This window comes from Dactylosporangium sp. CA-152071, from assembly GCF_050936335.1.
Classification (GTDB): Bacteria; Actinomycetota; Actinomycetes; order Mycobacteriales; family Micromonosporaceae; genus Dactylosporangium; species Dactylosporangium maewongense.
On sequence record NZ_JBNJMZ010000001.1, the window covers coordinates 3,563,060 to 3,587,159 of the forward strand.

22 protein-coding genes are annotated in these 24,100 nt (G+C 73.2%); 8 read left to right on the forward strand and 14 right to left on the reverse strand.

Features of this window, described 5'->3' with window-relative positions; translation table 11 throughout:
- Nucleotides 1-4: 4 nt before the first annotated feature.
- The gene (locus ACQEVZ_RS15900; protein WP_363408072.1) at nt 5-1,363 is read left to right on the forward strand and encodes a DUF1501 domain-containing protein; all 1,359 of its coding nucleotides are present in this window, start codon (nt 5-7) and stop codon (nt 1,361-1,363) included.
- A gap of 3 nt (nt 1,364-1,366) precedes the next feature.
- Here ACQEVZ_RS15900 and ACQEVZ_RS15905 read toward each other — a convergent pair whose 3' ends face one another.
- Entirely contained in the window at nt 1,367-1,777 is a 411-nt protein-coding gene (locus ACQEVZ_RS15905) for a subtilase-type protease inhibitor (protein ID WP_433367001.1), read from the reverse strand.
- A 386-nt stretch (nt 1,778-2,163) separates the two neighbouring features.
- Here ACQEVZ_RS15905 and ACQEVZ_RS15910 point away from each other — a divergent pair, with 386 nt between their 5' ends.
- Both ACQEVZ_RS15910 and ACQEVZ_RS15915 read left to right on the forward strand, forming a co-directional pair.
- A complete protein-coding gene (locus ACQEVZ_RS15910) occupies nt 2,164-2,772 on the forward strand; it encodes a hypothetical protein (protein ID WP_433367004.1) in 609 nt (202 codons plus the stop codon).
- A gap of 79 nt (nt 2,773-2,851) precedes the next feature.
- Nucleotides 2,852-3,190 (forward strand): STAS domain-containing protein, encoded by a 339-nt coding sequence (locus ACQEVZ_RS15915; protein WP_344503237.1) that lies wholly within the window; start codon nt 2,852-2,854, stop codon nt 3,188-3,190.
- Between the two features lie 56 nt (nt 3,191-3,246).
- Here ACQEVZ_RS15915 and ACQEVZ_RS15920 read toward each other — a convergent pair whose 3' ends face one another.
- From ACQEVZ_RS15920 to ACQEVZ_RS15930, 3 genes are all read right to left on the reverse strand, one after another.
- A complete protein-coding gene (locus ACQEVZ_RS15920; RefSeq protein ID WP_344502836.1) occupies nt 3,247-3,816 on the reverse strand; it encodes a GtrA family protein in 570 nt (189 codons plus the stop codon).
- A gap of 68 nt (nt 3,817-3,884) precedes the next feature.
- Nucleotides 3,885-5,372, reverse strand: coding sequence for a tetratricopeptide repeat protein (locus ACQEVZ_RS15925; protein ID WP_433367008.1), 1,488 nt, complete (start codon nt 5,370-5,372; stop codon nt 3,885-3,887).
- A gap of 220 nt (nt 5,373-5,592) precedes the next feature.
- Complete coding sequence (locus tag ACQEVZ_RS15930; RefSeq protein ID WP_344502838.1) at nt 5,593-6,594, reverse strand: glycosyltransferase family 4 protein; 1,002 nt, start codon at nt 6,592-6,594, stop codon at nt 5,593-5,595.
- A gap of 111 nt (nt 6,595-6,705) precedes the next feature.
- On the opposite strand from ACQEVZ_RS15930, the gene ACQEVZ_RS15935 reads away from it, so the two are divergent.
- Nucleotides 6,706-9,033, forward strand: a complete 2,328-nt coding sequence (locus tag ACQEVZ_RS15935; protein WP_433367012.1) for a putative bifunctional diguanylate cyclase/phosphodiesterase — start codon at nt 6,706-6,708, stop codon at nt 9,031-9,033.
- 96 nt (nt 9,034-9,129) lie between these two features.
- On the opposite strand, the gene ACQEVZ_RS15940 is transcribed toward ACQEVZ_RS15935, so the two are convergent.
- Nucleotides 9,130-9,945, reverse strand: coding sequence for a hypothetical protein (locus ACQEVZ_RS15940; protein WP_433367015.1), 816 nt, complete (start codon nt 9,943-9,945; stop codon nt 9,130-9,132).
- 150 nt (nt 9,946-10,095) lie between these two features.
- Here ACQEVZ_RS15940 and ACQEVZ_RS15945 point away from each other — a divergent pair, with 150 nt between their 5' ends.
- The gene (locus ACQEVZ_RS15945) at nt 10,096-10,329 is read left to right on the forward strand and encodes a DUF2795 domain-containing protein (RefSeq protein WP_433367018.1); all 234 of its coding nucleotides are present in this window, start codon (nt 10,096-10,098) and stop codon (nt 10,327-10,329) included.
- A 76-nt stretch (nt 10,330-10,405) separates the two neighbouring features.
- A complete protein-coding gene (locus ACQEVZ_RS15950) occupies nt 10,406-13,339 on the forward strand; it encodes a BTAD domain-containing putative transcriptional regulator (RefSeq protein WP_433367021.1) in 2,934 nt (977 codons plus the stop codon).
- Here the strand turns inward: ACQEVZ_RS15950 and ACQEVZ_RS15955 are convergent.
- Entirely contained in the window at nt 13,295-14,926 is a 1,632-nt protein-coding gene (locus ACQEVZ_RS15955) for a RecQ family ATP-dependent DNA helicase (RefSeq protein WP_344502842.1), read from the reverse strand. The genes ACQEVZ_RS15950 and ACQEVZ_RS15955 overlap by 45 nt on opposite strands.
- Before the next feature lie 29 nt (nt 14,927-14,955).
- Between ACQEVZ_RS15955 and ACQEVZ_RS15960 the strand changes: the two genes are divergently transcribed.
- Both ACQEVZ_RS15960 and ACQEVZ_RS15965 read left to right on the forward strand, forming a co-directional pair.
- On the forward strand, nt 14,956-16,041 hold the full coding sequence (locus tag ACQEVZ_RS15960; RefSeq protein ID WP_354903096.1) for an S-(hydroxymethyl)mycothiol dehydrogenase: 1,086 nt from the start codon (nt 14,956-14,958) through the stop codon (nt 16,039-16,041).
- A 117-nt stretch (nt 16,042-16,158) separates the two neighbouring features.
- Entirely contained in the window at nt 16,159-16,767 is a 609-nt protein-coding gene (locus ACQEVZ_RS15965; RefSeq protein WP_433367026.1) for a PadR family transcriptional regulator, read from the forward strand.
- Nucleotides 16,768-17,696: 929 nt separating this feature from the next.
- Here the strand turns inward: ACQEVZ_RS15965 and ACQEVZ_RS15970 are convergent.
- The 8 genes from ACQEVZ_RS15970 to ACQEVZ_RS16005 all read right to left on the reverse strand — a co-directional run bounded on the left by ACQEVZ_RS15970 (nt 17,697) and on the right by ACQEVZ_RS16005 (nt 24,083).
- Nucleotides 17,697-18,581, reverse strand: coding sequence for a DMT family transporter (locus ACQEVZ_RS15970; protein ID WP_344502845.1), 885 nt, complete (start codon nt 18,579-18,581; stop codon nt 17,697-17,699).
- Nucleotides 18,582-18,591: 10 nt separating this feature from the next.
- Nucleotides 18,592-19,428: an AraC family ligand binding domain-containing protein gene (locus ACQEVZ_RS15975; protein ID WP_433367029.1), complete on the reverse strand. Its 837-nt coding sequence runs from the start codon at nt 19,426-19,428 to the stop codon at nt 18,592-18,594.
- Between the two features lie 52 nt (nt 19,429-19,480).
- Nucleotides 19,481-20,224, reverse strand: coding sequence for an energy-coupling factor ABC transporter ATP-binding protein (locus ACQEVZ_RS15980; protein ID WP_344502847.1), 744 nt, complete (start codon nt 20,222-20,224; stop codon nt 19,481-19,483).
- Entirely contained in the window at nt 20,221-20,985 is a 765-nt protein-coding gene (gene cbiQ / locus ACQEVZ_RS15985) for a cobalt ECF transporter T component CbiQ (protein WP_433367033.1), read from the reverse strand. Before cbiQ ends, ACQEVZ_RS15980 begins: the two co-directional genes overlap by 4 nt.
- Nucleotide 20,986: 1 nt before the next feature.
- Nucleotides 20,987-21,346 carry a PDGLE domain-containing protein gene (locus tag ACQEVZ_RS15990; protein WP_344502849.1) on the reverse strand — a complete coding sequence of 120 codons (360 nt, stop codon included), beginning with the start codon at nt 21,344-21,346 and terminating at the stop codon, nt 20,987-20,989.
- Nucleotides 21,343-22,044 (reverse strand): energy-coupling factor ABC transporter permease, encoded by a 702-nt coding sequence (locus ACQEVZ_RS15995; protein ID WP_433367038.1) that lies wholly within the window; start codon nt 22,042-22,044, stop codon nt 21,343-21,345. Before ACQEVZ_RS15995 ends, ACQEVZ_RS15990 begins: the two co-directional genes overlap by 4 nt.
- 64 nt (nt 22,045-22,108) lie before the next feature.
- Nucleotides 22,109-22,804, reverse strand: coding sequence for a hypothetical protein (locus ACQEVZ_RS16000; RefSeq protein ID WP_433367041.1), 696 nt, complete (start codon nt 22,802-22,804; stop codon nt 22,109-22,111).
- A 70-nt stretch (nt 22,805-22,874) separates the two neighbouring features.
- Nucleotides 22,875-24,083 carry a cytochrome P450 gene (locus tag ACQEVZ_RS16005; RefSeq protein WP_344502852.1) on the reverse strand — a complete coding sequence of 403 codons (1,209 nt, stop codon included), beginning with the start codon at nt 24,081-24,083 and terminating at the stop codon, nt 22,875-22,877.
- Nucleotides 24,084-24,100: the final 17 nt, after the last annotated feature.

A 24,100-nucleotide genomic window follows, 5' to 3' on the forward strand; every position in this document is an offset into this window, starting at 1 on the left:
TTCCGTGACTGACCTTCCAGAAGGCGAGCGCCGCCCCACCTCACTGGAGGAGCTGCGCCGGCACGGCCCGAACCTGTGCGAGGCCGCGATCCGGGTGCAGGCCGACCAGGTCCAGGACGAGCTGGCCGCCGAGCGCGAGCGGTGGAGCAAGGGCTTCACCCGCCGCCGCCTCGTGCAGGGCGCCGGGTTCGTCGGCGTGGCCGCGCTCGGCGCGCAGCTGGTGACGAGCCGGGTCGCGTTCGCCGCGCCCGAGGACGCCAAGGGCACGCTCGTCGTCATCTTCCTGCGCGGCGGCATGGACGGGCTGTCCGTGGTCGCGCCCGGCGACGACCCCAACTACCGCTCGATGCGGCCCAACATCGCGATCCCCATGGCGGCGCTGCTGCCCGCCGGGCGCGGCTTCGGGCTCAACCCGGCGATGACCGCGCTGTACCCCTTCTGGCAGGCCGGCAAGATGGCCGCGGTGCACGCGGTCGCCTCCCCCGACGCCAGCCGCAGCCACTTCCAGGCGCAGGACGCCCTGGAGCGCGGCGCGGCGTCGGTCGCGGTGCGCACCGGCTGGCTCGACCGGGTCCTCGCCCAGATGGGCCCGGGCACCACGTTCCGCGCCGTCGCGCAGGGCAACGCGTTGCCGCGCTCCCTCGTCGGCGGCGAGCAGGCGATCGTCCTCAACGGCATCCGCGACTTCCGCATCGACAACGACGCCATGCGCAGCCAGACGATGGAGGCGCTGAAGACCCTCTACACGGGCCTCGACCACTCCCTGGCCAGCACCGCCGCCGGCACCATCCAGGCGATCAACACCGCGCAGAAGATCGCGAACTCGCAGTACCGGCCGCTGGAAGGCGTCCAGTACCCCGGCGGCGGCCTGGCGGACCGGCTGAAGGACATCGCCCAGCTCATGAAGGGCGGCGTCGGCCTGCGCGTCGCGGCCCTCGACGTCGGCGGCTGGGACATGCACACCAACCTCGGCCGGGTCGACGGCGGCGACATGCGCAACTCGCTGACCAACCTGTCCGAGGCGATCGGCGCCTTCGCCACCGACCTCGGCCCGCTGCTGGACAACACGACCATCATCACGATGAGCGAGTTCGGCCGGCGAGTCCAGGAGAACGGCAACGTCGGCGTCGACCACGGCCACGGCAACGCGATGCTGCTGCTCGGCGGCGGCCTCAACGGCGGCAAGGTGCACGGCAACTGGCCCGGCCTCGCCCCCGGCGCCCTCGACCAGGGCGATGTCGCGGGAGCCAACGACTACCGCGACATCCTCGCCGAGATGCTCAAGAAGCGCTTCAACGTCCAGGACTCAGCGGCCATCTTCCCCAACCACCAGTTCAAGACGCTGGGCGTCTTCAAAGGCTGAACCCTAGAGGCTGAACACCGGCCCCGTGGTGGTCGACAGCGAGCAGGCGTTGCCGTACGTCTTCTTGTAGTCGACCCGCTTGCCCTTCCACCGGCCGACGGCCGTGACCGTCACCGGGTCGTACTGCATCGTGCACGCCATGCCGGTCGTGGCCTGCAGCCGGGCGAAGTCGCCGCCGACCTTGGCCAGCGCGGAGCACGCGTCCTTGGCCTGCTTGTGCGACCCGCCGGCGGGCCGGCACGTCAGCGACGCGCGGCGCTGCACCGGCTTCGAGCTCTCGCCCTTGGCGACCGTCAGCACCAGCTTCGTCGGCCTGGCGGGCGCTGCCGTCGCCGCCGCGGCCGTCATCGTCTCCACGGTCGCGATCGCCGCCACCAGCATCGTGGCCGTCGCGACCAACCGTCCTGCACCCATTCCAACCCCCGTCGCACCTTGGTGGGGCGAGCTTACACACCTTTTTCCGGACATTTCGCATTTTGGCTAATGTACGACTGGCGCACGGCCATCTGGCCTCGCAGGCTCGGCTCCCCTCCCGCCTCCGTCCCCACCTGGCCGCCGGCGGGACCAGTCACCCAGTCGAAGGCGCCCGGGCCGCGCCGCACGATCCCGGGCGGTGCCGGTAGCCCCGGGGGCCGCACCGTCCGGGGATCATGAGGGCCCGGACGCCCGAGGCCACCGGCACCGCCCCGGGCACCGGGGCGGCTTCCTGGCGATCTGACAAATTGCGGCGCGCGATGCCCCCTGTTGATCGACGTCCCGGACTAGGGTGTGCTACCACCGACGCTCGGGAGGAGACTGCCGTGACCCTGGAGGCACAGGCACAGAAGCTCGTCGCCGGCCTGGTGCGGGTCGCCGTCATGGCGCCCACCGACACGCCCCCGCCCGAGCAGTCCCAGCTCCCCCCGCCGCACCGGCAGGTCCTGCTGCTGCTCGGCCGGCGGGACCGCGAGTTCCGCCTGTCCGACCTGGCCGCGGAGCTCGGCTCGTCGGTCGCGGCGACGATGGCGATCGTGTCGCCGCTCATCGCCGAGGGCCTGGTCGAGATGCGGCCGGCGCCGTCCTACGCCGCGCACGACATGCGGATCGCGGCGACCGACCGCGGCCTGGCGCTGACCCCCGCGCCGTCCAACTGGGCGGAGCACGCCCTCGGCAGCGTCGAGGACCTCGACGAGCACGCCCAGGCGCGGCTGCTGCGGATCGTCACGACCAGGATCACCGAGCTGCAGCGGGAGGGCCGCATCCCGGTGAGCCGGATGTGCCTGTCGTGCCGGTTCTTCGACGGCTACCGCCACCCCGGCACCGAGGCGCCGCACCACTGCTGGTTCGTCGACGCCCCGTTCGGTTACCGAGAGCTACGACTGCACTGCCCTGACCACATTCCGGGCGGAAGCTCACCACGGTCCGGGTGAACGACCCCCCTCACGCGCTGCACTCTCCCCCGGGTGCTCATATGCTGTGCCTGATGAACGCGCGGGGTGAGTCATGTCAATGTCGGTGACCGTCAATGTGTTGATGGACGGGTCCACGGTGGTCTCCGTCCGGGGCGAGATCGACCACGGGACCGCGACGACACTCCGTCAGGACCTGGTGGCCGCCGCGACCCAGCGCCGGCCGAGCGTGCTGCGGGTCGACCTGGGGCTCGTCACGTTCCTCGACTCGGCCGCGGTCGGCGCGCTCGTGGGCGCGCAGCGCGAGGCGGGCGTCGAGGGCGTCCGCCTGGTCATCCACCGCGCCAGCCCGTTCGTGATCCGCCAGTTGAAGGTGGCCGGCGTCCACGAGCTCCTCGGCGCGCCGCCCGAAGCCGACCCGGACCAGATCACCTTCTGAGCCGGGCGAAGGGCCGGCGCGCCGCGGGACGGGCCCCGCCCGAGGCCGCCGGGGCGCTACGAGCCCGCGCTGTCCGCCTGGACCGGGGCGGGGGCGACCTGGGCCGGCACGGTGTGGTCCCAGCGGTCGGGGGCGGGGCGCACGTCGTCGTGCGGGAAGACCCAGGCCCGGTATGCCCACAGCCGGAACAGCATCGCGAGGGCCGTGCCGAGCACCATGCCGAAGCCGAAGTCGGAGATCTCCTCGACGAGGGCGCTGACCGCCGGCTCCTGCAGCCCGAAGATGTACCGCGCAACGAACAACGGCGCCGCGTTGACCGCGACGCCGATGCCGTTGATGACCAGGTAGAGCGCCATCTCATGATGGCGGCGCCGGCCGCCCCGGGTCCGGAAGGACCATTCGCGGTTCAGGAAGTACGACACCACCGACGCGACCACGTTCGCGATCGTGAGCGCGGTGACCGGCTTGTGCTCCAGCACGGTCAACCGGAGCCCGTAGTTGACCAGCAGCGTGACCACGTAGCAGAACCCGCCGACGATCACGAACTTGACCGTCTCACGGTGCCGCCGCATCCGCTGCGCCACGGGGCCGGGGAGCCAGTTGAGGGTCCGGTCAGTGAGCCGCATCGGCCGGACTATACCCGGCGAACCTTGCGACACGCCCGTTGTCTGGCTCCGGTTCCCACCCCCGTCCGTCACCGCTCACCCGTGCACACCGACGCCCCCGGCGTGACCGCGGCGGCAGCGTCCACCGGCCCCACGACCACGCAATACGCGACCATCGGATCGACGCCCTTCACCACGTACGACGTCGTGCCCGGCGGCACCTGCGCCAGCACCACCGCGGGCCCGCCGTCGCGTGAAAGCGCCACGACCGCCGTGCCCTCCAACCCCGTCCAGGTGACCGCGAGGGCCGTCCCGTCGTCCCGCAGCCGGAGGTCCCGCACCCTCGCCGGCCCGCCCTCTCCCTGCCCGGCCGCCGCCTCCTCCCCGGCCCGGGGAGCGGCCGTGCCGGTCGGTCCGGCCGGTGGCTTCGCGGTGGTCCGGTCCGGGGCGCCGCCCTGGTCCCACGGGATCGAGACCGCGGCGATGACCAGCGCGCCGGCCGCGACCGCGACCACCGCCTTCAACGGCACCACGACCCGCCGCTCCCCCGCGGCACGACCCCTGTCGCCGGGACCGGAAGCCTCGTGCGTCACGGCGGGTGCGTCCACGACCGCGGGAGGACGCACGACGCGCTCCGGCGCCACGACCTCGGGCACCACGGCCGGCTCCTGGACGCGCTGCTCCGCCGGGTCCGGCAGTGGCTCCGGCAGTGGCTCCGGCAGTGGCTCCGGATCATCGACGTCCTCCGCCGCGACGTCCACGGCGAAGGCTCGCGCATCAGCGGCCTCCGGGGCATCGCCGGCCACCGCCGCCTCCCGGAGCACGGGCGTGGGGTGCAGCAGGGCGGCGGGCATCGGGGGCTCGACGGCGGCGAGCTCCCACTCCATCGCCTTCGTGAACGGATGGCGGCTGCCGAGCCGGGACCGCGCCGCCGCGTGCGCGACGGTGAACAGGCGGCGCGACGCGGGGACGTTGCCGTCGTCGCGGTGCAGGGCGGCGAGCTCGGCGGCGATCCGGATGGTGTCCAGGTCGTCGGCGCCGTACTCCCGGCGGTGCACGGCGTAGGCGGCGTTGAGCATGGCGAGGGCGAGCGGGCGCTGGCCGCGGTCGCGCTGCAGGAGCGCGAGGTTGACGCGGGCGAGACGGATGACCCGGGCCGCCTCCGCGCCGGTGACGGGGTCGGTCTCGTCGACGCCGCTGTCCAGGACGCGGTGGTAGAGCGCCTCGGCGGCGTCCCACTCGTCGTAGTCGTGCCGGACGGCGGCGAGCACCGCCCAGGCGTGCACCGTGGACACGTCCGACGGCCCGTACGCCTGCTCGGCCTGCGTGGCGACGGCGTCCGCGAGGTCGTAGGCGGCGGCGAGGTCACCGAGCTCGCGCAGCGCCTCGGCGAGCAGCCGGCGGGCGGTGAGCCGGTCGCCGTCCGGCAGCCCGGGCTCGTCCAGCAGGGCCCGCGCGGCCTCCTGGGCGCCGTGCAGGTCCCAGGTGGCGACGAGCTCCTCGACGGCGGCGAGACGGGCGCCGAAGCCCCGCTTCGGCAGCGGGACGGGACCCGCGGTGGTATCGACGCTACTCACAGCCTTCCCTCCGCCCGAGAGCCTAGAGGGAACGGTGACGCAATGCCAGCCTTCGATCACGATGCGCGTAGATGGCGTCGGCTCCGGCAGCCTGCCACGTCGCTGCCGGAGCCGAGCCGTCCCGCGTTACCGCGTCGTAAGCCCGCGGGCGCCGCACACTGTGAACGTTCGGCCGCGCGGCCGGAGCCTTAAGAAGAAACAGGGTGCAGGCCCTGAGAATTCAGCCGAGCAGCCGGCGGTACAGGCGCAGATAGTCCTCGACCATCCTGTCGGCGGAGAAACGGCTCACCGCGTGCCCGCGGACCTGGTGGCGGTCGAGCTTGAGCGCGTCGTCGAGCACCTCCACCGCCTCGGCGGCGGACCCCGCGAGGTATCCGGTGACCCCCTGGTCCACCACCTCCGGCATCGAACCGAGCGGATACGCCACGACGGGCGTGCCACACATCATCGCCTCGACGACCGACAGGCCGAACGGCTCCGCGAAGCCGATCGGGTGCAGCAGCGCGGCGGCGGCGCCGAGGACGTCGGCGCGGTCGGTGGGGCCGATGTTGCCGAGGTACACGATCTGCTCGCCGTCGATCTGGGGCAGGACCTCCTCGGCGTGGTACCGCTCGTCGTGGACGGGGCCGGCGATGAGCAGCCGCCGGCCGGCGGCGCGGGCGATCCGGATCGCCTCGGCGGTGCCCTTGTCGGGGTGGATGCGGCCGAACGCGACGAGCGAGTCGCCCGGCGCGGCCCGGAACGGGAACTGTGCGACGTCGATGCCGTGGTAGATCGTGGCGGCGTAGTCGAGGCCGGGGCCGCGGTCGGCGTCGGAGATGGACACAAACGCCGAACGGGCCCGCTGGTACGCGGGGAGGATCGACGGCGAGCAGAAGCCGTGCACGGTCGTGACGAGCGGCGCCCGGCAGAACCCGCTCATCGCGAGGGGCAGCCAGTCCAGGTTGTTGTGCACGAGGTCGAACCCGGCGCTGCGTTCGAAACAGTGCGCCACGTGCAGCGCCTCCCAGATCCTCCCGTCGTAGGAGGTGTCCTCGTTGTACGGGCGCTCGACGACCCCGTCGAGTCGGGCGGCGGTGACCGAGTCGAGGCTGGCGAAGAGGGTGACGTCGACGCCGCGCGCGACGAGCCCCTCGGCGAGCAGGGAGACGACCTGTTCCCACGGCCCGTACGCGCGGGGCGGGGTCCGCCAGGCGATCGGTCCCAGCAGTGCGACCTTCATCCGCGCTCCCTACCCGTCATGTGGCACTCGAACCCGTCCATCTTCGCCCTGCTCAGTTACGCCACCCGGCTGCCGATAGGCAGGTCAGCCGAATCAGCGACAAGGAGACCGATGACCGCATGGCGCTGGTATGCGGGGCTGGGGCTCGGCGCGGTGGTCGTCGGCGCGTTCCTGCCGGTCATCCCGCGCCAGGCGCTGTACTCGCTGGTCGGCGCCTCGACGGTGGTCGCGGTGGTCGTCGGGGTGCGGCGCCACCGTCCGGCGCACCCGCGCGCGTGGTGGCTGTTCACCGCCGGCCTGGCCTGCTCGGTGCTGGGCGCGGTGGCGTGGGCGGTCGACTACACGCTGACCGGTGAGGTCGGCTTCCCGTCGGCGAAGGACGCGCTGTTCCTCGCCGCGTACCCGTTCCTCGGCGGCGGCCTGGTCAGCTGGGTGCGCCGCGACCCGCGCCGGCCGCGCTGGGAGCGGCTCATCGACTCCGGCATCGTCGCGTCCGGGGTGGCGGCGCTGAGCTGGACGTTCATCGCGCATCCGGTGCTGGCCGGCGCGCACTTCGACGTCCCGCACCGGATCAGTCATGTGATGTACGCGGGGATCGACCTCCTGCTGGTCGTGGCGACGACCCGGATGGCCTTCACCAGCAGCGTGCGCAACGCCGCCCATCGGCTCGTGTGCGTGGCGGCGGCGACGCTCATCACCGGCGACATCGTGTACTACGTCGCGATCGCCTGGACCGGCGACCCGAAGGGCGACCGTATCTCCGCGGCGCTGTACCTGTGCGCGTACGCGCTGATGGGCACCGGCGCGCTGCACCCGTCGATGGCGCAGGCCGCGGGCCGCCCGGAGCGCCCGCAGCAGGTGATCCCGCGGCGGCGGATCTACCTGTACTCCGTGCTGTCGCTGATCGGTCCGGTCACCGCGATCACGATGCTGCTGGTCGCGTCGCCGCTGCCGTCGCGGTCGTGGGCGGTCGTGCCCCTCGCCACGTCGATCGTCACGTCGGTGCTGCTCATCGCCCGGTTGAGCCAGCTCGTCCAGTTCGCGCACCGGCGGGTGGAGGAGCTCGACGCGCACGCGCTCGCCCTCGGCGCGGCGCTGCGCGAGCAGGAGGCGCTGCGGCAGCAGCTGACGCACCGGGCGCTGCACGACGCGCTCACCGGCCTCGGCAACCGCGCGCTGCTGCAGGAGCGCCTCGAGCACGCCCTGACCCGCACGAACGCGGCCCACGGCCTGCTGCTGCTGGACCTGGACGGCTTCAAGGACGTCAACGACTCGTTCGGCCACCCGGTCGGCGACGCGCTGCTGATGGAGGTCGCGGCGCGGCTGCTCGGCGAGGTCGACACCGCCGACACCCTGGTCCGGCTCGGCGGCGACGAGTTCGCCATCCTCCTGGAGGACGTGCCGGTGCTGCGGGTGAACGCGGTCGGTCAGGCGATCGTCGACGCCCTCGCCCAGCCGTACGGCATCGGCGGCCGGGAGCTGAACGTCACCACCAGCGTGGGGACCCTGCTGGTGCGCGCCCCGACGACACCCGCGGAGGCGCTGCAGCTCGCGGACCTCGCCCTGTACGCGGCGAAGGCGGCGGGCAAGAACCGGCTCGCCGCCTACGAGCCGCGGCTGGCCAGCGAACGGCACGAGCACATGCGCCTGTCGGCGGAGCTGCGGCGGGCCGTGGCGAACGACGAGTTCACGGTCAACTACCAGCCGGTGGTGGACCTGTCGACCGGCCGGGTCACCGCGGTCGAGGCGCTGCTGCGCTGGAGCCCCGACGGGCGGCCGGTGCCGCCGATGGAGTTCATCCCCATCGCCGAGCAGTACGGCCTGATCGTCCCGATCGGGGCATGGGTGTTGCGGCAGGCGTGCCACGACGTCCGCTCCTGGCACGACAGGTTCGGCATCTCCGTCACCGTCAACGTGTCCGGCCGCCAGCTGCGCGAGCCGGACTTCGCGCGGACGGTCCTCTCGGCGCTGCGGGAGGCGGACCTGCCCGGCGGCGCGCTGATCCTGGAGATCACCGAGACGGTGCTGGTCGCGTCGTCGACGGAGAGCGACGACGTGACGGCGCTGCTGTCGGCGCTGCGCGAGGAGGGCGTGCGGGTCGCCGTCGACGACTTCGGCACCGGGTACTCGTCGCTGGCCTACCTGCGCCACCTGCCGGTCGACATCCTGAAGATCGACCGCGCGTTCACGCCGGAGGGTGGGATGGCGGAGGAGATGGCGTTCACGCGGGCGATCGTCGAGCTGGGCAACAGCCTGCGCCTGTCGGCGATCGCCGAGGCGGTCGAGACGCCGGAGCAGGCGGACCGGCTGCGCGAGCTGGACTGCCCGCAGGCCCAGGGTTACCACTTCTCCAGACCGCTGCCGGCCGACGCCCTCGACGAGGTCCTCACCGCGGGCGACGGCGTCCTGCACGGCGCCTCCGCCCCCGCCACGACCTGACCACGCCGTCCGCACGGGGCTTGCGGGCCGCCGGGACGGAAGGAGGACCCGGGGTGGGCCCGGGTCCTCCTCAGGTGTGACTGGCGGTCCGCCGGTTCACCAGTCCTTGATCCAGGTGACCTTGGTGTCGAGCCACTCGTTGAGGCGGGCGACCTGGTCGACGTCGGTGTCGAGCCAGCTGACCTGCCCGGTGATGGCGAGGATCGCGAAGACGACGGCGGTGCCGCTGAACAGCACGCCGAGGGTGCCGAGGCCGCGGCCGGCGACGTGGCGGCGGGCGCCGGCGAGGATGCCGCCGAAGGACAGCAGCAGGCCGAGGGCGCCGAGCGGCAGCGCCCACACGGCGAGCAGGCCGGTGAGGGCGGCCGCGACCGCGACGACGCCGGCGATGAGGCCGAGCGTCGACAGCATGCTCGCGCGGGCCGGGCGGGCCGGCTCGGCGACGACCTCCGGGTCGGTGACGATCTCGCGGTCCGTGACGGGCTCGCGGTCGATGACCGGCTTCATGGTCGTCGTGTGCGACTCGCGGCGGTCGGCGATGCCGTCCCGGTCGGTGTCGGTGTCACCGGGGAGCGGGCCGACGGCCGGGATGCGGTGGGTGCGGTCCGAGGTCCGCAGCCGCTTCGACTCGACGCGGTCGTCGATGCCGTCATGGTCCAGGTCGACGGTGGGGCCGGCCTTCGGGTCGAGCGTGCGGTCCGCGACCCCGTCGTGGTCGCGGTCGGCCTTGCCGTACAGGGTGCCGCCCTCGACACGGTCGTCCACCCCGTCATGGTCGCGGTCGACCTTAGGGTCGACCTTGCGGTCGGCGGTGTCGCCGGCCTTCTGGTCGAGGGTGCGGTCGTCGACCCCGTCGTGGTCCCGGTCGACCTGGGCGTTGCGCCCGCCGAACAGCTGCCCGATGCGTGCCACGCGTGTTCACCTCCTGTGGAGCGCCCGGCCGCAGGCCCGGGGGGTGGGAGTGCGGCGGATCGGGCGGATGTCGATGCGGTACCCAGCGGCGTCTCACCTCAATCGGGTGTCGTTCGTTTGGTGGGGGTATGCCCGGGTATCGCCGGAGACATGAAGCCTGAACTCACCCATGACGAGATCGAAGCCCGCAGCCGGCTCGGCCGTTTCATCCCGATGGCGAGCCTGCCCGGCGACCGCGACGACCTCCTCGCTGGCGCCACGGACCTCAACGCGCCCGACGACGTCCTCAGCGCGCTGGAGCGGCTGCCGGAGGACGAGATGTTCGAGACGGTGAGCGAGATCTGGGCCGCGCTCGGCCACCGCAACGAGGACGCCCACCACTGACGGAGATCCAGCGGGCCGGGATACCGGTGTACGACCTTGCCGCGACGCACTACCGTCACGCTGCGTGGAGTGTTCCGTGCTGGGACCGGTCGAGGTGGTGGCCGGCGGAAGGCCCGTCGACCTGGGCGGCTCCCGCCAGCAACTGATCGTGGCTGGGCTGCTGTTCCACTCCGGCCGGGTGGTCGCCGTGCCGGACCTGGTGGAGCTGGTGTGGGACGACGACCCGCCGGTGACCGCCCGCAACCAGCTGCAGACCGTGGTGTACCGCATCCGCCGCCTCCTCGGCGCCGACGGCGAGGCCCTGCGGACCGACCCGGCCGGCTACCGGATCACGCTGCCGGAGGACCGGCTCGACCTGTCCCGCTTCCGCGCGGCACTGCGCCGGGCCCGCACCGAACCGGACCCGGAGGCCGCCGCGCGGCTGTACCGCACCGCCCTCGACGAGTGGCGCGGCACCCCGTTCGCCGGGCTGCCCGGCTCGGTGATCGCCCGGTGGCGCAACTCGCTCATCGAGCTGCGCTGGGCCGCGACCGAGGAGTGGGCGGAGACCCTGCTGGTCCTGCGCCGGCCCCGCGAGGTGGTCGAGCACGCGGCGCCGCTCGTCGCCGGCAACCCGCTGCGCGAGCGCCTCGCCGGTGCCGTCATGGCCGCCCTGCACCGCGACGGCCGCCAGGCCGAGGCGCTGCACCTCTACCGGCGCACCGTCGAGGCCCTGCGCGACGAGCTCGGCGTCGACCCCGGCCCGCGGCTGCGCGACCTGCACATGGAGGTGCTCCGCGGCACCGCGGAGACGTCGCCGCAGGGATCGGGGCCCAGCGCCCTGCCCCGGACGGTCGCCCGGCTGCGGGGGCGGGAGGAGGAGACCGCGCGGCTGCTGAGGGCGGCCCACGGCCCGCACCGCCTGATCGTCGTCGACGGGATGGCCGGCGTCGGGAAGTCCGCGTTCGCGGTGGCCGCCGCCGAGGCACTGCGGCCCGAGTATCCGGCCGCTCAGCTCTTCGTCGACCTTCAGGGGCACAGCGAGGGCGACCCGGTGTCGCCGGTCGACGCCCTCGGCCTGCTCCTCGCCCAGCTCGGCGAGGCACCGCAGCGCATCCCCGGCGACCTGCCGGGCCGGCAGGGCCTGTGGCGGCGGGCCCTCGCCGGCCGCGGGTCCGTCGTGGTGCTGGACAACGCCGCCGGCGCCGAGCAGGTGCGGCCGCTGCTACCCCAGGCCGACGCGCCGTGCGTGGTGCTCGTGACCAGCCGGACCAGGATCGGGCCGGTCGACGACGCGTTCCTGCTGCAGCTGGAGCCCCTTCCCGTCGGTGCCGCGGTGGCGGTGCTGCGGGACGCGGTGGGTGAGCGGGTGGACGCCGAGCCGGAAGCGGCGGTCATGGTGGTCGAACTGTGCGGGCGGCTGCCGTTGGCGGTGCGGCTGATCGCGCACCGGTTGCAGCACCGGCCGCGGTGGAGTCTGGCGGCGATGGTGGAGCGGTTACGGGCCGCGGATCCGCCACCGATCGCGGTGTCGGCGGAGGGCCACAGCGTGGCGGCGGCGTTCGACGTGTCGTATCGGCAGTTGAGCGGGGGCGAGCAGCGGTGCTTCCGGCTGCTCGGACTGCATCCGGCGGGTGAGTTCGAGGCGTGGCCGGCGGCCGCGCTGGCCGACGTGCCGGTCGGGCAGGCCCGGGAGCTGCTGGACCGGCTGGTGGAGGTGCACCTGCTGGAGGAGGACCAGCCCGGCCGGTACCGGCTGCACGACCTGCTGCGCGAGTTCGCCGCCACCCTGGTGATCGAGGAGGAACGGGCGGCCGCGACCACCCGGCTGCTCGACTACTACCTGCACACGGTCGCCGCCGTGAACCGTCCCCTGGAGCTGATCCAGGCGATCGCACCGGACGTGCGGCCGGACGCGTTCCAGCGGTCCTTCTCCGACGAGCACGAGCGCCTGCTCTGGTTGCGGGCGACGTGGCCCGCCGTCGTCGCCCTCGCCGATGAGGCGCACCGCACCGGCGCGCACCGGCACGCGGTCATGCTGCACCGGGTGCTGTGGCGGTTCGCCAACAACGAGGGGCGGGCCGAGATCGCCGAACGGCTCGGCCTGCAGGCCATCGCGTCCGCGTCCGCGCTCGGCGACGACGGGCTGATCGCGCTCGCCAGCAACTGGCATGCCGGCACGACGATGCGGCTGGGGCGCAGCACGGAGAGCATCAGGCACCTGGAGCGAGCCGCGGCGCACTACGCCACGGCCGGCATGCCGCAGGAGGTCAGCCGGGTCCAGGTCAACCTCGGCATCGTGTGCCGCGCCGCCGGATGGCTCGCCGAAGGCATGGAGCACCTGCGCACGTTCCGCGAGCTGAACAAGGAGCACGCCAGCACGCCGTTGGCCCTCTTCGAGACCGGCGCGACCGAGCTCCTGCTGGGACGGCCCGCCCAGGCCCGCGTGACGTTGCGCGACGCGGCGCTGCACATGCACCGCATCGGCGCGACCATGCAGCTCGCCAACCTGTGCAACGAGTTCGCCGGGGCGCACCTCGCGCTCGGCCACCCACGGCTGGCGCTGCTGCTGTTCACCCGCGGCCATCGGATGAACAGGGAGGCCGGCAGCAGGGCCGGCGTCGTCGAGGCGCTGTGCGGGATGGGCCGCACGCACGCGGTGCTCGGCGACCCCGGCGCGGCACTGCGCTGCCATCACGAGGCATCCGAGCAGGTCCGCGACCTGGCGCCGTTCTTCGAGGCCAGCGCCCGCAACGACCTCGGCACCACGCTGACCCTGCTCGGGCGGACCGGCGACGCGATCGCCGCGCACGAGCTGGCGCTGCGCCTCGCCGAGCTGACCGAACGACGCTACGAGCGGGCCCGCGCGCACGCCGGGATCGCCGACGCGCTGCGGCGCGAGGAGCGGGACGACACGGCCGAGCGGGCCGCGGCGCGGGCGTTGTTCGAGGCGTGCGGCCTGGACGCCGCGGCGGTGGCGCGGGCCTCAGAGCCGGCGCAGCAGCTTGTGCTCCTCAACGACCGGCACTGACAGCGTCTTGTAGCCGACCTCGTCGAACAGGACCGTCATGTGCTCACCGGCGTACGACATGACGACGCCCTTGCCCCACTCGCCGTGGCGGACCTCGCTGTGGACCGGGAACGGCACGTCGGCCGTGGCGGCGAGCCCGGCCTGCGCGCTGCCGTCGTGGCAGTTGTCGCAGTGGCCGCAGGTGCCCTCGAGGTGCTCACCGAAGTACGCCAGCAGCGTCCGGCCGCGGCACAGCTCCGTCTCGGCGAAGGTGCGCATCATGTCCAGGCGCGACCGCGACAGCGTCTGCTGCCGCTCGGCCTGCTCCTCCGCGAGCTCCGCCGCCTTCGCGGGGGTCGGCGCCCAGCGGGGTGCCTTGACCTTGCTGCCGTGCAGGAGCTGCGCGCCGCCGACCTCCTCCAGGAGGCTCAGCAGCTGCCCGAGCTTGCGCGCGCCGAGGCCCGTGCGCTCCTCCAGCTCGTCGCGGGTGATCGCCTCGGGCGCGACGGAGCGCAGCAGGGCCGCGAGGGAGCTGACCTCCTCGCGGTCGACGGAGACGTTCGTGAAGAACTTCCGCAGCCCGGTGTCCTCGGTGCGGTGCAGCAGCAGCACCTGCGCCGGCTTCCCGTCGCGCCCGGCCCGGCCGATCTCCTGCAGGTAGGAGTCGGGTGAGTCCGGCAGCGCGATGTGGTTGACCCAGCGGATGTTGGGCTTGTCGATGCCCATACCGAACGCGGTCGTCGCGACCATGATCTCGACCTCGTCGGCGAGGAACGCCTCGTGCGCGCGCTCGCGGTCGCCGGCGCTCATGCCGCCGTGGTACGCGACGGCCGGCATGCCCTCCTCGACGAGCCGCTCGGCGAGCTCCTCGGTGGCGCGGCGGGTCGGCGCGTAGATGATCCCGGGCGGCGTGGACTCCTTCAGCCGGGTGAGCAGCCGCCGGTAGCGGGTCTGCTCGTCGGGGCAGTGCACCGACTCCAGGAACAGGTTGGGCCGGTCGAGGCCGGTCACGACGATCTCCGGGTCGCGCATCCCGAGCCGCTCGACGATGTCCTCGCGGACCGGCGGCGAGGCGGTCGCGGTGAGCGCGACGATCGGCGGGCGGCCCAGCTCGCGGATGAACTGCCCGAGCTGCAGGTAGTCGGGGCGGAAGTCGTGGCCCCACGCGGAGACGCAATGCGCCTCGTCGACGGCGACGAGGCTCGGCTTCAGCGCCTTGATCTGGGCGACGCGGGCCGGGTCGGCGAACTGCTCCGGGGTCAGGAACACGAACTCGGCGTCGCCGGCGCGCAGCGCCTCCAGGGCCTCCTCGCGCTCGGCCTTGCCCTCGGCCGAGGACAGCCGCACGGCCTGCAGCGACGCCTGGTTGCGGGCGGTCAGCGACGCGATCTGGTCCTGCTGCAGCGCCAGCAGCGGCGAGATGACGATCGTCGGGCCGGGCAGCAGCGGCGCCGGCACCTGGTAGATGGCGGACTTCCCGGCGCCGGTCGGCAGCACCGCCAGGGCGTCGCGCCCCTCCATCAGGGCCTGCATGGCCTGCACCTGCTCGTCTCGCAGCCGGTCCCAGCCGAAGTGTTCCTTCGCGATGCGCCGCAGGTCGTCCGTCATCTCTGGATTCCTCTGGTAGGACGGGAGGTATGCCTATCGAAACACAGGGCGTCGTCGCCCTCGGCAAGGGACGGCCCGTCAGCCTCGAGACCGTCATCGTCCCCGACCCAGGCCCCGGCGAGGCGGTGGTGGAGGTGCAGGCGTGCGGGGTCTGCCACACCGACCTGCACTACCGCGAGGGCGGCATCGGCGACGACTTCCCGTACCTGCTCGGCCATGAGGCCGCCGGGATCGTCTCCGCCGTCGGCCCGGACGTCACCGATGTCGCGCCCGGCGACTTCGTCGTGCTCAACTGGCGGGCCGTCTGCGGGCAGTGCCGGGCGTGCCTGCGCGGGCGTCCCTGGTACTGCTTCAACACCCACAACGCGAAGCAGAAGATGACCCTCGCCGACGGCACCCCGCTGTCGCCGGCCCTCGGGATCGGCGCGTTCCTCAAGTACACCCTGGTCGCCGCCGGTCAGTGCACGAAGGTCGACCCCCGCGCGTCGGCGAGCGTCGCCGGGCTGCTCGGCTGCGGCGTGATGGCCGGCATCGGCGCCGCGATCAACACCGGCAACGTGGGTCGCGGCGACTCGGTCGCGGTGTTCGGCTGCGGCGGCGTCGGCGACGCGGCGATCGCCGGCGCGGTCCTCGCCGGCGCGCGCACGATCATCGGCATCGACGTGGACGTGCGCAAGCTCGCGTGGGCGCAGGAGTTCGGGGCGACGCACGTCATCAACTCGCGCGAGACCGACCCGGTCGAGGCGGTGCGGGCGCTGACCGGCGGGTTCGGCGCGGACGTCGTCATCGAGGCGGTGGGGTCGCCGCAGGTGTACGAGCAGGCCTTCAACGCCCGCGACCTGGCCGGCACGGTGGTGCTCGTCGGCGTGCCGCGGCCCGACATGCAGCTGACCCTGCCGTTCCTGGAGGTCTTCGGGCGGGGCGGCGCGCTGAAGTCCAGCTGGTACGGCGACTGCCTGCCGTCGCGGGACTTCCCGATGCTCGTCGACCTGTACCTGCAGGGACGGCTCCCCCTCGACAAGTTCGTCAGCGCCACCGGCGGCCTGTCGGACGTGGAGGCGGCGTTCCACGAGATGGAGGCGGGCACGGTCCTGCGGACGGTGATCGTGCTGTAACGCTCTTTTCGGGATGTATCGGTCGCGTCCTTGTTGCCGATAGGTTCCCGATATATCGTCGAACTATCAACGACAGTCGACAACAGGTCGGCGACCGTTCGACGATTGGAAACGATCATGCGATCACGACACGGAGCAATGCTCTTCGACGCGGGTGCCTGGCACCGTGGCTTCGGCGGCTTCATCCCGTCCTTCCCTCCCGGTGGCCCGGGCGGTCCGGGCGGGCGCGGCTGGGGCCACGGGCACGGCCGGGGCGCTGGACGCGGCGGCTGGGGCGGCAAGGGCACGGGCCGGGGCGGCCGCCCCAACGTGCGCCTCGCCGTCCTGGCGCTGCTGCACGAGCGCCCCATGCACGGCTACGAGATGATCCAGGAGCTGGAGAGCCGCACCGGCGGCATCTGGCGGCCGAGCCCCGGCTCGATCTACCCGACGCTCCAGCTGCTCGAGGACGAGGGCCTCATCACGGCCGAGGAGCAGGGCGGCCGCAAGCGCTTCGTCCTGACCGACACCGGCCGCCCCGAGGCCGAGGCCGCCGCACAGAACGCGCCGTGGCAGGAGTACGGCGACGAGAACGTCTCCCAGGCACAGGAGTTCCGCGACGCCGCGATCGGCATCATGGACGCCCTGCGGCAGGTCGGCTTCAACGGCACCGCCGAGCAGCGCACCCAGGCCCTCGAGGTCCTGACCGAGACGCGCCGCAAGCTGTACGCCATCCTCGCCGACTGATGCCGGCGCGCCGGACGACCCACCAGCGATCCACCCGCCCGACCAGGCGGGTGGATCGCCGCATCTCCACCCGGGACCGCCGCGCCGTCTCCGCCCGGGGCGCCGCATCTCGGCCCGGGACCGCCATCTCTGAGCCCGGGGATCGCCACGTCTCGTCTCAGCGCGGGTTCGCCGGGACCCGGCCGGGGGTCGCCACGCCTCTGCCCGGGCGGCAAGACCGCCACATCTTCGCCCGGGGCCGCCGCATCTCGGCCCGGGACCGCCATCTCTGAGCCGGGGATCGCCACGTCTCGTCTCAGCGCGGGTTCGCCGGGACCCGGCCGGGGGTCGCCACGCCTCTGCCCGGGCGGCAGGACCGCCACATCTTCGCCCGGGGCCGCCGCATCTCGGCCCGGAACCGCCACGCCTCGGCACGGGATCGCCATCTCTGAGCCGAGGATCGCCACGTCCCGTCTCAGCCCGGGTTCGCCGGGACCCGGCCGGGGGTCGCCACGCCTCTGCCCGGGCGGCGGGACCGCCACGTCTTCGCCCGGGATGGCCATGTCTCGGCCCGGGCGGCAGCGGAAGCCTCCTGGGTCTGCGCGGCAGGCGACACGAGGCGGCTGCGCGGCGGGCAGGTGACACGGGGCCGCATCGAGCCCGCGGGAGCTGACGGCGACCAGGTCATCCCCTGGACTCGCGAGGGCCGTGCGTCATCCATCCCCTGGGCTCGCGGGGCCGCACGTCATCCCTGAAGCCTGCGGGAGTCGGCGGTGGGCGCGGCATCTCTTGCGGTGGATCAGGTGAGCAGCTCGGGTGCTGCCGGGCCGTTCACAAGCACGATACCCCCGCCGGAGAAATCGATCTTCCGCCGGAACAGTCGACCCACGGCGGCGTGACCCTCCGTAGTCTACGCTGCCCCGCGCGCCCGGCACGGTGGCCGGGCGGGGTCAGACGGCGGCCGGTTCGCGCTTCTCGGCAGGTTCCTCGGAGATCTTTTTGCGGGTGGCGAGAAACGAGCCGGCGAGAATCAGCACGAAGGCGCCGACGGTCAGTGGGGTGATCTTCTCGTGCAGGACGGCGGCGCCGAGGATGACGGCGACGGCCGGGTTGACGAAGGTGATGACCGTGGCGCGGACGCCGCCGACCTCGGCGACGAGGGCGAAGAACAGCACGAACGCGAGCGCGGTGCACACGACGGCCAGGGTGACGGCGGCGAGGGCGGGGCGGAGGGTCACCGTGCGGGCCAGGGACGGCAGGCCGGGGGCGACGAACGGGGCGAAGAGCAGCGCGCCGGCGGCCAGGGACACGGCGGACACGCCGTAGCGGGGCACGTCGGAGAGCCAGCGTTCGATGATCAGGGGGCCGGACGCGTAGCAGATCACGACGCCGAGGAGCTCCAGGAGCGGGACGGGGCCGCCGGTGGTGCCGTGGAAGCCGACCAGCAGGCCGACGCCGGCGAGGCCGGTGACCAGGCCCGCGATGCGGGTGCCGGAGAGGCGTTCGCGGGCGATGAGGGCGGCGGCCAGGGGTACACCGGCGATGACCAGACCGGTGAAGGCGCTGTCGACCTCCTGTTCGGCGTGGGACAGCAGCAGCCAGGGGATGCCGACCTCGACGACCGTGTAGGCGAGCAGCGGCAGCCACGGGCGCAGCGAGGCCCGGACCTCCTTGCGGTACAGGGCGATCGGCAGCAGCAGGAGCGCGCCGAGGGCGGTGCGGACGAAGACCAGCTCGGCGGGGCCGATGTCGCGGACCGCGACCTTGATCAGCAGGTACGGGACGCCCCACACGACGGACATGGCGATGAAGAGCAACCAGCCACGACGACTCATGCCGACAGCATCACGCGACGGTGCGCACGGGGTCTTGAACGGAGTTGCGGAACGCGGCCGGGGTGACGCCCGTCACGCGCTTGAACCACCGGGTGAGGTGGGCCTGGTCGGCGAAGCCGACGGCGCCGGCGACCTCGGCGGGGGTGTGGCCGGCGGCGAGGAGGTGGCGGGCGCGGCAGACGCGTTCGAGGACGAGCCAGGCGTGCGGCGGGAAGCCGGTCGCGGCGCGGAAGACGCGCAGCATGTGGAACGGGGACAGTTCGACGCCGTCGGCGAGCTCGCGGAGGTTGGGGGCGCTGCGGAGGTCCGCCATGAGCCGGTCGCGGATCTCGGTGACCTTCCGTCCCGCCGCGGCGTCCTGGGCGGGCAGGGCCGGCATGCCGGAGGGGGCGTGCGAGCCGTGCCGGCGGACCACCGAGGCGAGGGCCCAGGTGAGCTTCGAGTGGGCGGCGAAGGTGTCGGTACCGGAGGTCAGCGCCTCGTGGGCCGAGCGGATCAGGTGCACGGTGCGCGGGTCGTGGACCACCGCGTCGGCGAAGTGTGCCGGCGCCGCGAAGCCCTCGAAGAGCAGGTCGGCGGGCGGGTAGAAGACGCGGTAGGCCCAGCCGGAAGGGTCGGCGGCCTGGCCGTCGTGCGGCTCGCCGGGCTCCAGGATCGCCAGGCTGCCGACGCCCGCCCGGTGCAACGCGCCCCGGTAGTGGAACTGTTCGGCGCCGCAGACCACGACGCCGATGGCGAAGGTCGAGTGGCTGTGCCTGGTGAACGCGTGCCGCCGGTAGTCGGCGGTGAGCAGGTCCACCTGGAACCGGCCGTCGTCCACCCGGGTCCAGCGAGCCGAGTCGGTCATGCGAAAGCCGAAAAAGCCGCGAAAGCCCAGAAAGCCGAGAAAGGCGGGGAGGTCATGCGGTCACCGTGTAGCCGAACGGCAGCTCCAACCGGTGCCGTTCGAGCAGGTCGGCGTCGGCGAGCAGCTCCCGGGTCGGGCCGTCGGCGGCGATCCGGCCGTCGTCGAGGATGACGGAGCGTGGGCAGAGCTCCAGGGCGTACGGCAGGTCGTGGGTCACCATCAGCAGCGTGACCGGCAGCGACCGGAGGATGGCGGCGAGCTCCCGGCGCGACGCGGGGTCGAGGTTGGACGACGGCTCGTCGAGCACGAGGATCTCCGGCCGCATCGCGAGGACGGTGGCGACGGCGACCCGGCGGCGCTGCCCGAAGGACAGGTGGTGCGGGGCGCGGTCGCGGGCGAAGGCCATCCCGACCGCGTCGAGGGCCTCGTCGACGCGCGCGGCCAGCTCGGCGCCGCGCAGGCCGAGGTTGGCCGGGCCGAAGGCGACGTCCTCGGCGACGGTCGGCATGAAGAGCTGGTCGTCGGGGTCCTGGAAGACGATCCCGACGCGGCGGCGGACCTCCTTCAGCCCGGCCCGGTCGCGCGGCTCGACGGCCAGGCCGCCGACCTCGACGCCGCCGGCGGTCGCCGTGTGGATGCCGTTGAGGTGCAGCACGAACGTGGTCTTGCCGGCGCCGTTGGGGCCCAGCAGGGCGACCCGCTCCCCCTGCGGGACGGTGAGGTCGACGCCGCGCAGCGCCACGTGCCCGTCGGGGTATGCGAAGTGCAGGCCGGTCACCCGCAGGGATGGCGTCACCCGAGCAACGCTACCGTCGCGATCGCGCCGGCGACGACGGGCACCGTGGCGGCCGCCGCCCACTGCCGGGCGGTCGCGCCGCCGCCGGCGAGCGCCAGTGGGATGCGCCCCTCGTAGCCACGGGAGATCATCGCCAGGTAGACGCGTTCGCCGCGCTCGAAGGCGCGCAGGAACAGCGCGCCGATGCCGGTGGCGAAGCCCTTGATCTGCCACAGGAAGCGCGGGTCGTAGCCGCGGGAGCGCTGCGCGACCCGCATCCGGCGGCCCTCGCCGGCCAGGACGTCGAGGTAGCGCAGCATGAACGTGGCGATGACGGTGATCATCGCCGGGCAGCGCAGCCGGTCGAGGCCGAGCAGCAGGTCGCGTGGGGTGGTGGTGCCGGCGAGCAGCAGCGACGAGAGCACGCCGAGGGTGCCCTTGGCGATGATGTTCCACATGCCGTAGATCCCGTCGACGGACAGGCTCATGCCGAGCCAGTGCACCCGCTCGCCGTGGCCGAGGAACGGCAGTGCGAACGCGAACAGGATGAACGGCAGCTCGATGAGGGAGCGCAGGGCGAGCCAGCGCAGGCCGATCCGGGCGGTGAGCGCGACGGCCACGATGACGGCGAGGTAGCCGCCGAACGCCCACAGCGCCTCGCGCGGCGTGGCGACGACGGCGACGGTGAACAGGACGCTGGCGGCGATCTTCACCTCGGGCGCCAGGTCGTGTACCGGCGAGCGCCGGTCCACGAACAGCGCGTGGCTGTGCCCGGCCCCCATGTCAGCCCGCCTGATGCGAGGAGCGCGAGGAACGACCGGCGCGCAGCAGCCAGAAGACGCCGCCGCCGATCGCGAACGTGGCGACGACCCCGATCACCCCGGACAGGCCGGTGGAGAGGAAGTCGTTGCCGATGCCGCGCAGTCCGTACCCGGCGAGGGGGCTGTCCTTGGTGGCGTTGTCCGTCTCCGACTGCGCCATGCAGGTGCCGCCGGTGATGTGGTCGTCGGCGTCGAAGGTGCAGCCCTCCCGGGCGACGGAGTCGAGGCCGTCGGGGTGGCCGGAGGCGTAGTTGCTGACCACGCCGGCGAGCAGCAGCGCGGCGATCAGGCCGCTGAGGATGAACCAGGTCGACTTCCTCATACCGTCACCGCCTCGCTGACGACGGGGCGCCGGCGGTTGCGGACCGCGTAGACGAGGTCGGGGCGGACCTTCGCCACGTAGGTGACGGTGAGCGCGGTGATGACGCCCTCGCCGAGCCCGATCAGCAGGTGCGTGCCGGCCATGGCGGCGGCGATCGCGCCGAGGGACTTCCCGATGTCGGTGGCGCCGCCGAGGGCGTACTGCAGGACGAAGCCCTGCGCGGCGACCGTCACCGACACGACGCAGGCGATCACGGCGGTCGCGGTCAGCGTCCAGGTGCGCCGGGGCAGCACCCGCAGCAGGGTGGCGACGACCAGGTAGCCGGCGGCGGTGCCGAGCAGCGCCATGTTGGTGATGTTGAGTCCGAGGGCGGTGACGCCGCCGTCGCTGAAGATCAGTGCCTGCACGACGAGGACGATCGTGACGCAGATCGCGCCGAGGTAGGGCCCGACGAGGATCGCGGCGAGGGTGCCGCCGAGCAGGTGGCCGCTGACCCCGGGCAGCACCTGGAAGTTGAGCATCTGCACGGCGAAGATGAACGCCGCGACCAGGCCCGCCATGGGCACGAGCCGGTCGTCGAGCTCGCGCCGGCCCTGGATGAAGCACAGGGCGAGCCCGGCGAGGGCGACTCCGGCGAACAGCACCGCGATGTGGTTGTCGATGATCCCGTTGGAGATGTGCATGGCTACCGCAGGCATGCCATGCAGCCTATTGCCGACGCCACGTTGTTGCCAAGAGTTTGCAACAAGGCACGCGCGAACCTCAGGCGAGGATCCTGGTGTTCCTGGTCGTCGGGGTGGCGTCCACCAGGTGAACGCGGTTCCGGCCGTTGTGTTTCGCGTGGTAGAGGGCCTCGTCGGCGCGCCCGACGACCTCGTCCGCGGCCTCCACGCCGTCCCACCGGACCAGCCCGGCGGAGAACGACTGGCCGTGCGGGGTGACCTCGCGCAGCCGGTCCAGGATCCGTGCCGCCTCCGGCGGGGCGGCGCCGACGAGGAGCACGCCGAACTCCTCGCGCATCAGGAACGTCCAGGTCAGCAGCGCCAGGCCGGTGGAGATGATGAGCGCGTCCTGCAGCCCGGCCCGGTCCCGGCGGGAGACCCGGCCCTTGATGAGGATGTAGACGCCGGTCGCGAGGACGGGGGTGGCGGCGAGGTAGATCGCGTCGGCGTAGGACGGGAACGACGGGTCGTCGAGCGCGTAGTACCGGTAGGTGAACACGAAGTCGCCGGCGGACCACATCCCGATCCCGGCGGCGACGCAGTACCAGACCGACGGCCGGACCGGGCGGTTGCGCCGGATGCCGGCCAGGATCGCCAGCGTGCAGGACGCGGACAGGGCCGGGTAGAGCAGGCCGCGCTCGATGCCACCGGCCGGCAGCAGGTAGTACGCGACGATGACGAGCGCCCCGCACACGGTCCAGAGCTGCCAGGGTGCGGGGCGTCCGATCGTTGCCATGCCCACCTGGTTCGTCAGGCGGCGGGTGTACGTGAAGCGCCGGCGGGTGCAGGTGCGGCGCCGACAGGTGTTACCAGGTCACCGGTAGCGTCTCGACGCTGCGCACGATCATGCCCTGCTTGAAGCGCAGCTCCTCGTCGGGCACGGCCACCCGGACCGCGGGCATCCGTGTGAACAGTCCGCGCAGCGCCTCCTGCAGCTCCATGCGGGCCAGCTGCGCGCCAAGGCAGTGGTGCACGCCCGCGCCGAACGACAGGTGCGACAGCTCCGCGCGGGTCACGTCGAGGCCGTCGGGCTCGTCGTACACCTCGGGATCCCGGTTCGCGACGGCGAGCGCGGGCAGCACGACCGCCCCCTTCGGGATCGTCACGCCGCCGAGCTCGACGTCCTCGGTGGCGACGCGGGGCAGCGAGGTGGCGGCGTCGCCGAGCTGGACGAAGCGCATCAGCTCCTCCACCGCGCCCGGGATCAGCGACGGGTCGGCGCGCAGCCGGGCGTCCTGCTCGGGGTGGTGCCGCAGGGTCAGCAGGATCATCGTGATCTGGTTGGCGGTCGTCTCGTGCCCGCCGATGAGGATGCCGAGGCTGAGCCGGACCAGCTCCTCCTCGGAGAGCTTGTCCTGCTCGTCGCGGGCCGCGATCAGCGCCGTCATCAGGTCGTCCTGCGGGCTGGCCCGCTTGAGCGCGATCAGGCCGGCGAAGTACTCCCCCATCGCCCGCAGCGCGGCGCCCATGACCCGCGGGTCGGAGCCGGGCCCGCCGAGCAGCGTGTCGGACCAGCCGTGGAACTTCGCCCGGTCGCCGGCGGGCACGCCGAGCATCTCGCAGATCACCCGGACCGGCAGCGCGAGGGAGAAGTGCTCGACCAGGTCGGCGGGCTGCGGCAGCTCCAGCATGGCGTCGATGAGCTCGTCGACGATCCCGGCGGCGCCAGGCCGCAGCTGCTCGACCCGGCGGGCGGTGAACGCGCGGGCGACGAGCTTGCGCAGCCGGGTGTGCTCCGGCGGGTCCATGCCGGCGATCGAGCCGGTGGCGAGCGCGCCGAGCCCGAAGTCGGCGGCGGCGGTGGTGGAGGCCGCCGCCTGGGCGCGGCTGAACCGCGGGTCGACGAGGACGGTGCGCACGTCGGCGTAGCGGGTCACCACGTAGGCGACCCCGCCGTCGGGGGTGTCGATCCGCGCCACGCCGCCGAGGTCCTCGTCGCGCTGGACCTCGGACAGGGCCGGCAGCGGCGCGTACAGCGTGGGCGCGTCGGGCAGCGGGAAGGGCAGTGTCGTCATGGCAGCTCCCTGCTCCG

What these genes read in the sequence shown, in the direction of transcription:
- ACQEVZ_RS15905 (WP_433367001.1), bottom strand. Translation starts at nt 1,777, where the DNA reads ATGGGTGCAGGACGGTTGGTCGCGACGGCCACGATGCTGGTGGCGGCG.
- ACQEVZ_RS15915 (WP_344503237.1), top strand. Translation starts at nt 2,852, where the DNA reads ATGTCGGTGACCGTCAATGTGTTGATGGACGGGTCCACGGTGGTCTCC.
- ACQEVZ_RS15920 (WP_344502836.1), bottom strand. Translation starts at nt 3,816, where the DNA reads ATGCGGCTCACTGACCGGACCCTCAACTGGCTCCCCGGCCCCGTGGCG.
- ACQEVZ_RS15930 (WP_344502838.1), bottom strand. Translation starts at nt 6,594, where the DNA reads ATGAAGGTCGCACTGCTGGGACCGATCGCCTGGCGGACCCCGCCCCGC.
- ACQEVZ_RS15935 (WP_433367012.1), top strand. Translation starts at nt 6,706, where the DNA reads ATGACCGCATGGCGCTGGTATGCGGGGCTGGGGCTCGGCGCGGTGGTC.
- ACQEVZ_RS15945 (WP_433367018.1), top strand. Translation starts at nt 10,096, where the DNA reads ATGAAGCCTGAACTCACCCATGACGAGATCGAAGCCCGCAGCCGGCTC.
- ACQEVZ_RS15955 (WP_344502842.1), bottom strand. Translation starts at nt 14,926, where the DNA reads ATGACGGACGACCTGCGGCGCATCGCGAAGGAACACTTCGGCTGGGAC.
- ACQEVZ_RS15960 (WP_354903096.1), top strand. Translation starts at nt 14,956, where the DNA reads ATGCCTATCGAAACACAGGGCGTCGTCGCCCTCGGCAAGGGACGGCCC.
- ACQEVZ_RS15965 (WP_433367026.1), top strand. Translation starts at nt 16,159, where the DNA reads ATGCGATCACGACACGGAGCAATGCTCTTCGACGCGGGTGCCTGGCAC.
- ACQEVZ_RS15970 (WP_344502845.1), bottom strand. Translation starts at nt 18,581, where the DNA reads ATGAGTCGTCGTGGCTGGTTGCTCTTCATCGCCATGTCCGTCGTGTGG.
- ACQEVZ_RS15975 (WP_433367029.1), bottom strand. Translation starts at nt 19,428, where the DNA reads ATGACCGACTCGGCTCGCTGGACCCGGGTGGACGACGGCCGGTTCCAG.
- cbiQ (WP_433367033.1), bottom strand. Translation starts at nt 20,985, where the DNA reads ATGGGGGCCGGGCACAGCCACGCGCTGTTCGTGGACCGGCGCTCGCCG.
- ACQEVZ_RS15990 (WP_344502849.1), bottom strand. Translation starts at nt 21,346, where the DNA reads ATGAGGAAGTCGACCTGGTTCATCCTCAGCGGCCTGATCGCCGCGCTG.
- ACQEVZ_RS15995 (WP_433367038.1), bottom strand. Translation starts at nt 22,044, where the DNA reads ATGCCTGCGGTAGCCATGCACATCTCCAACGGGATCATCGACAACCAC.
- ACQEVZ_RS16000 (WP_433367041.1), bottom strand. Translation starts at nt 22,804, where the DNA reads ATGGCAACGATCGGACGCCCCGCACCCTGGCAGCTCTGGACCGTGTGC.
- ACQEVZ_RS16005 (WP_344502852.1), bottom strand. Translation starts at nt 24,083, where the DNA reads ATGACGACACTGCCCTTCCCGCTGCCCGACGCGCCCACGCTGTACGCG.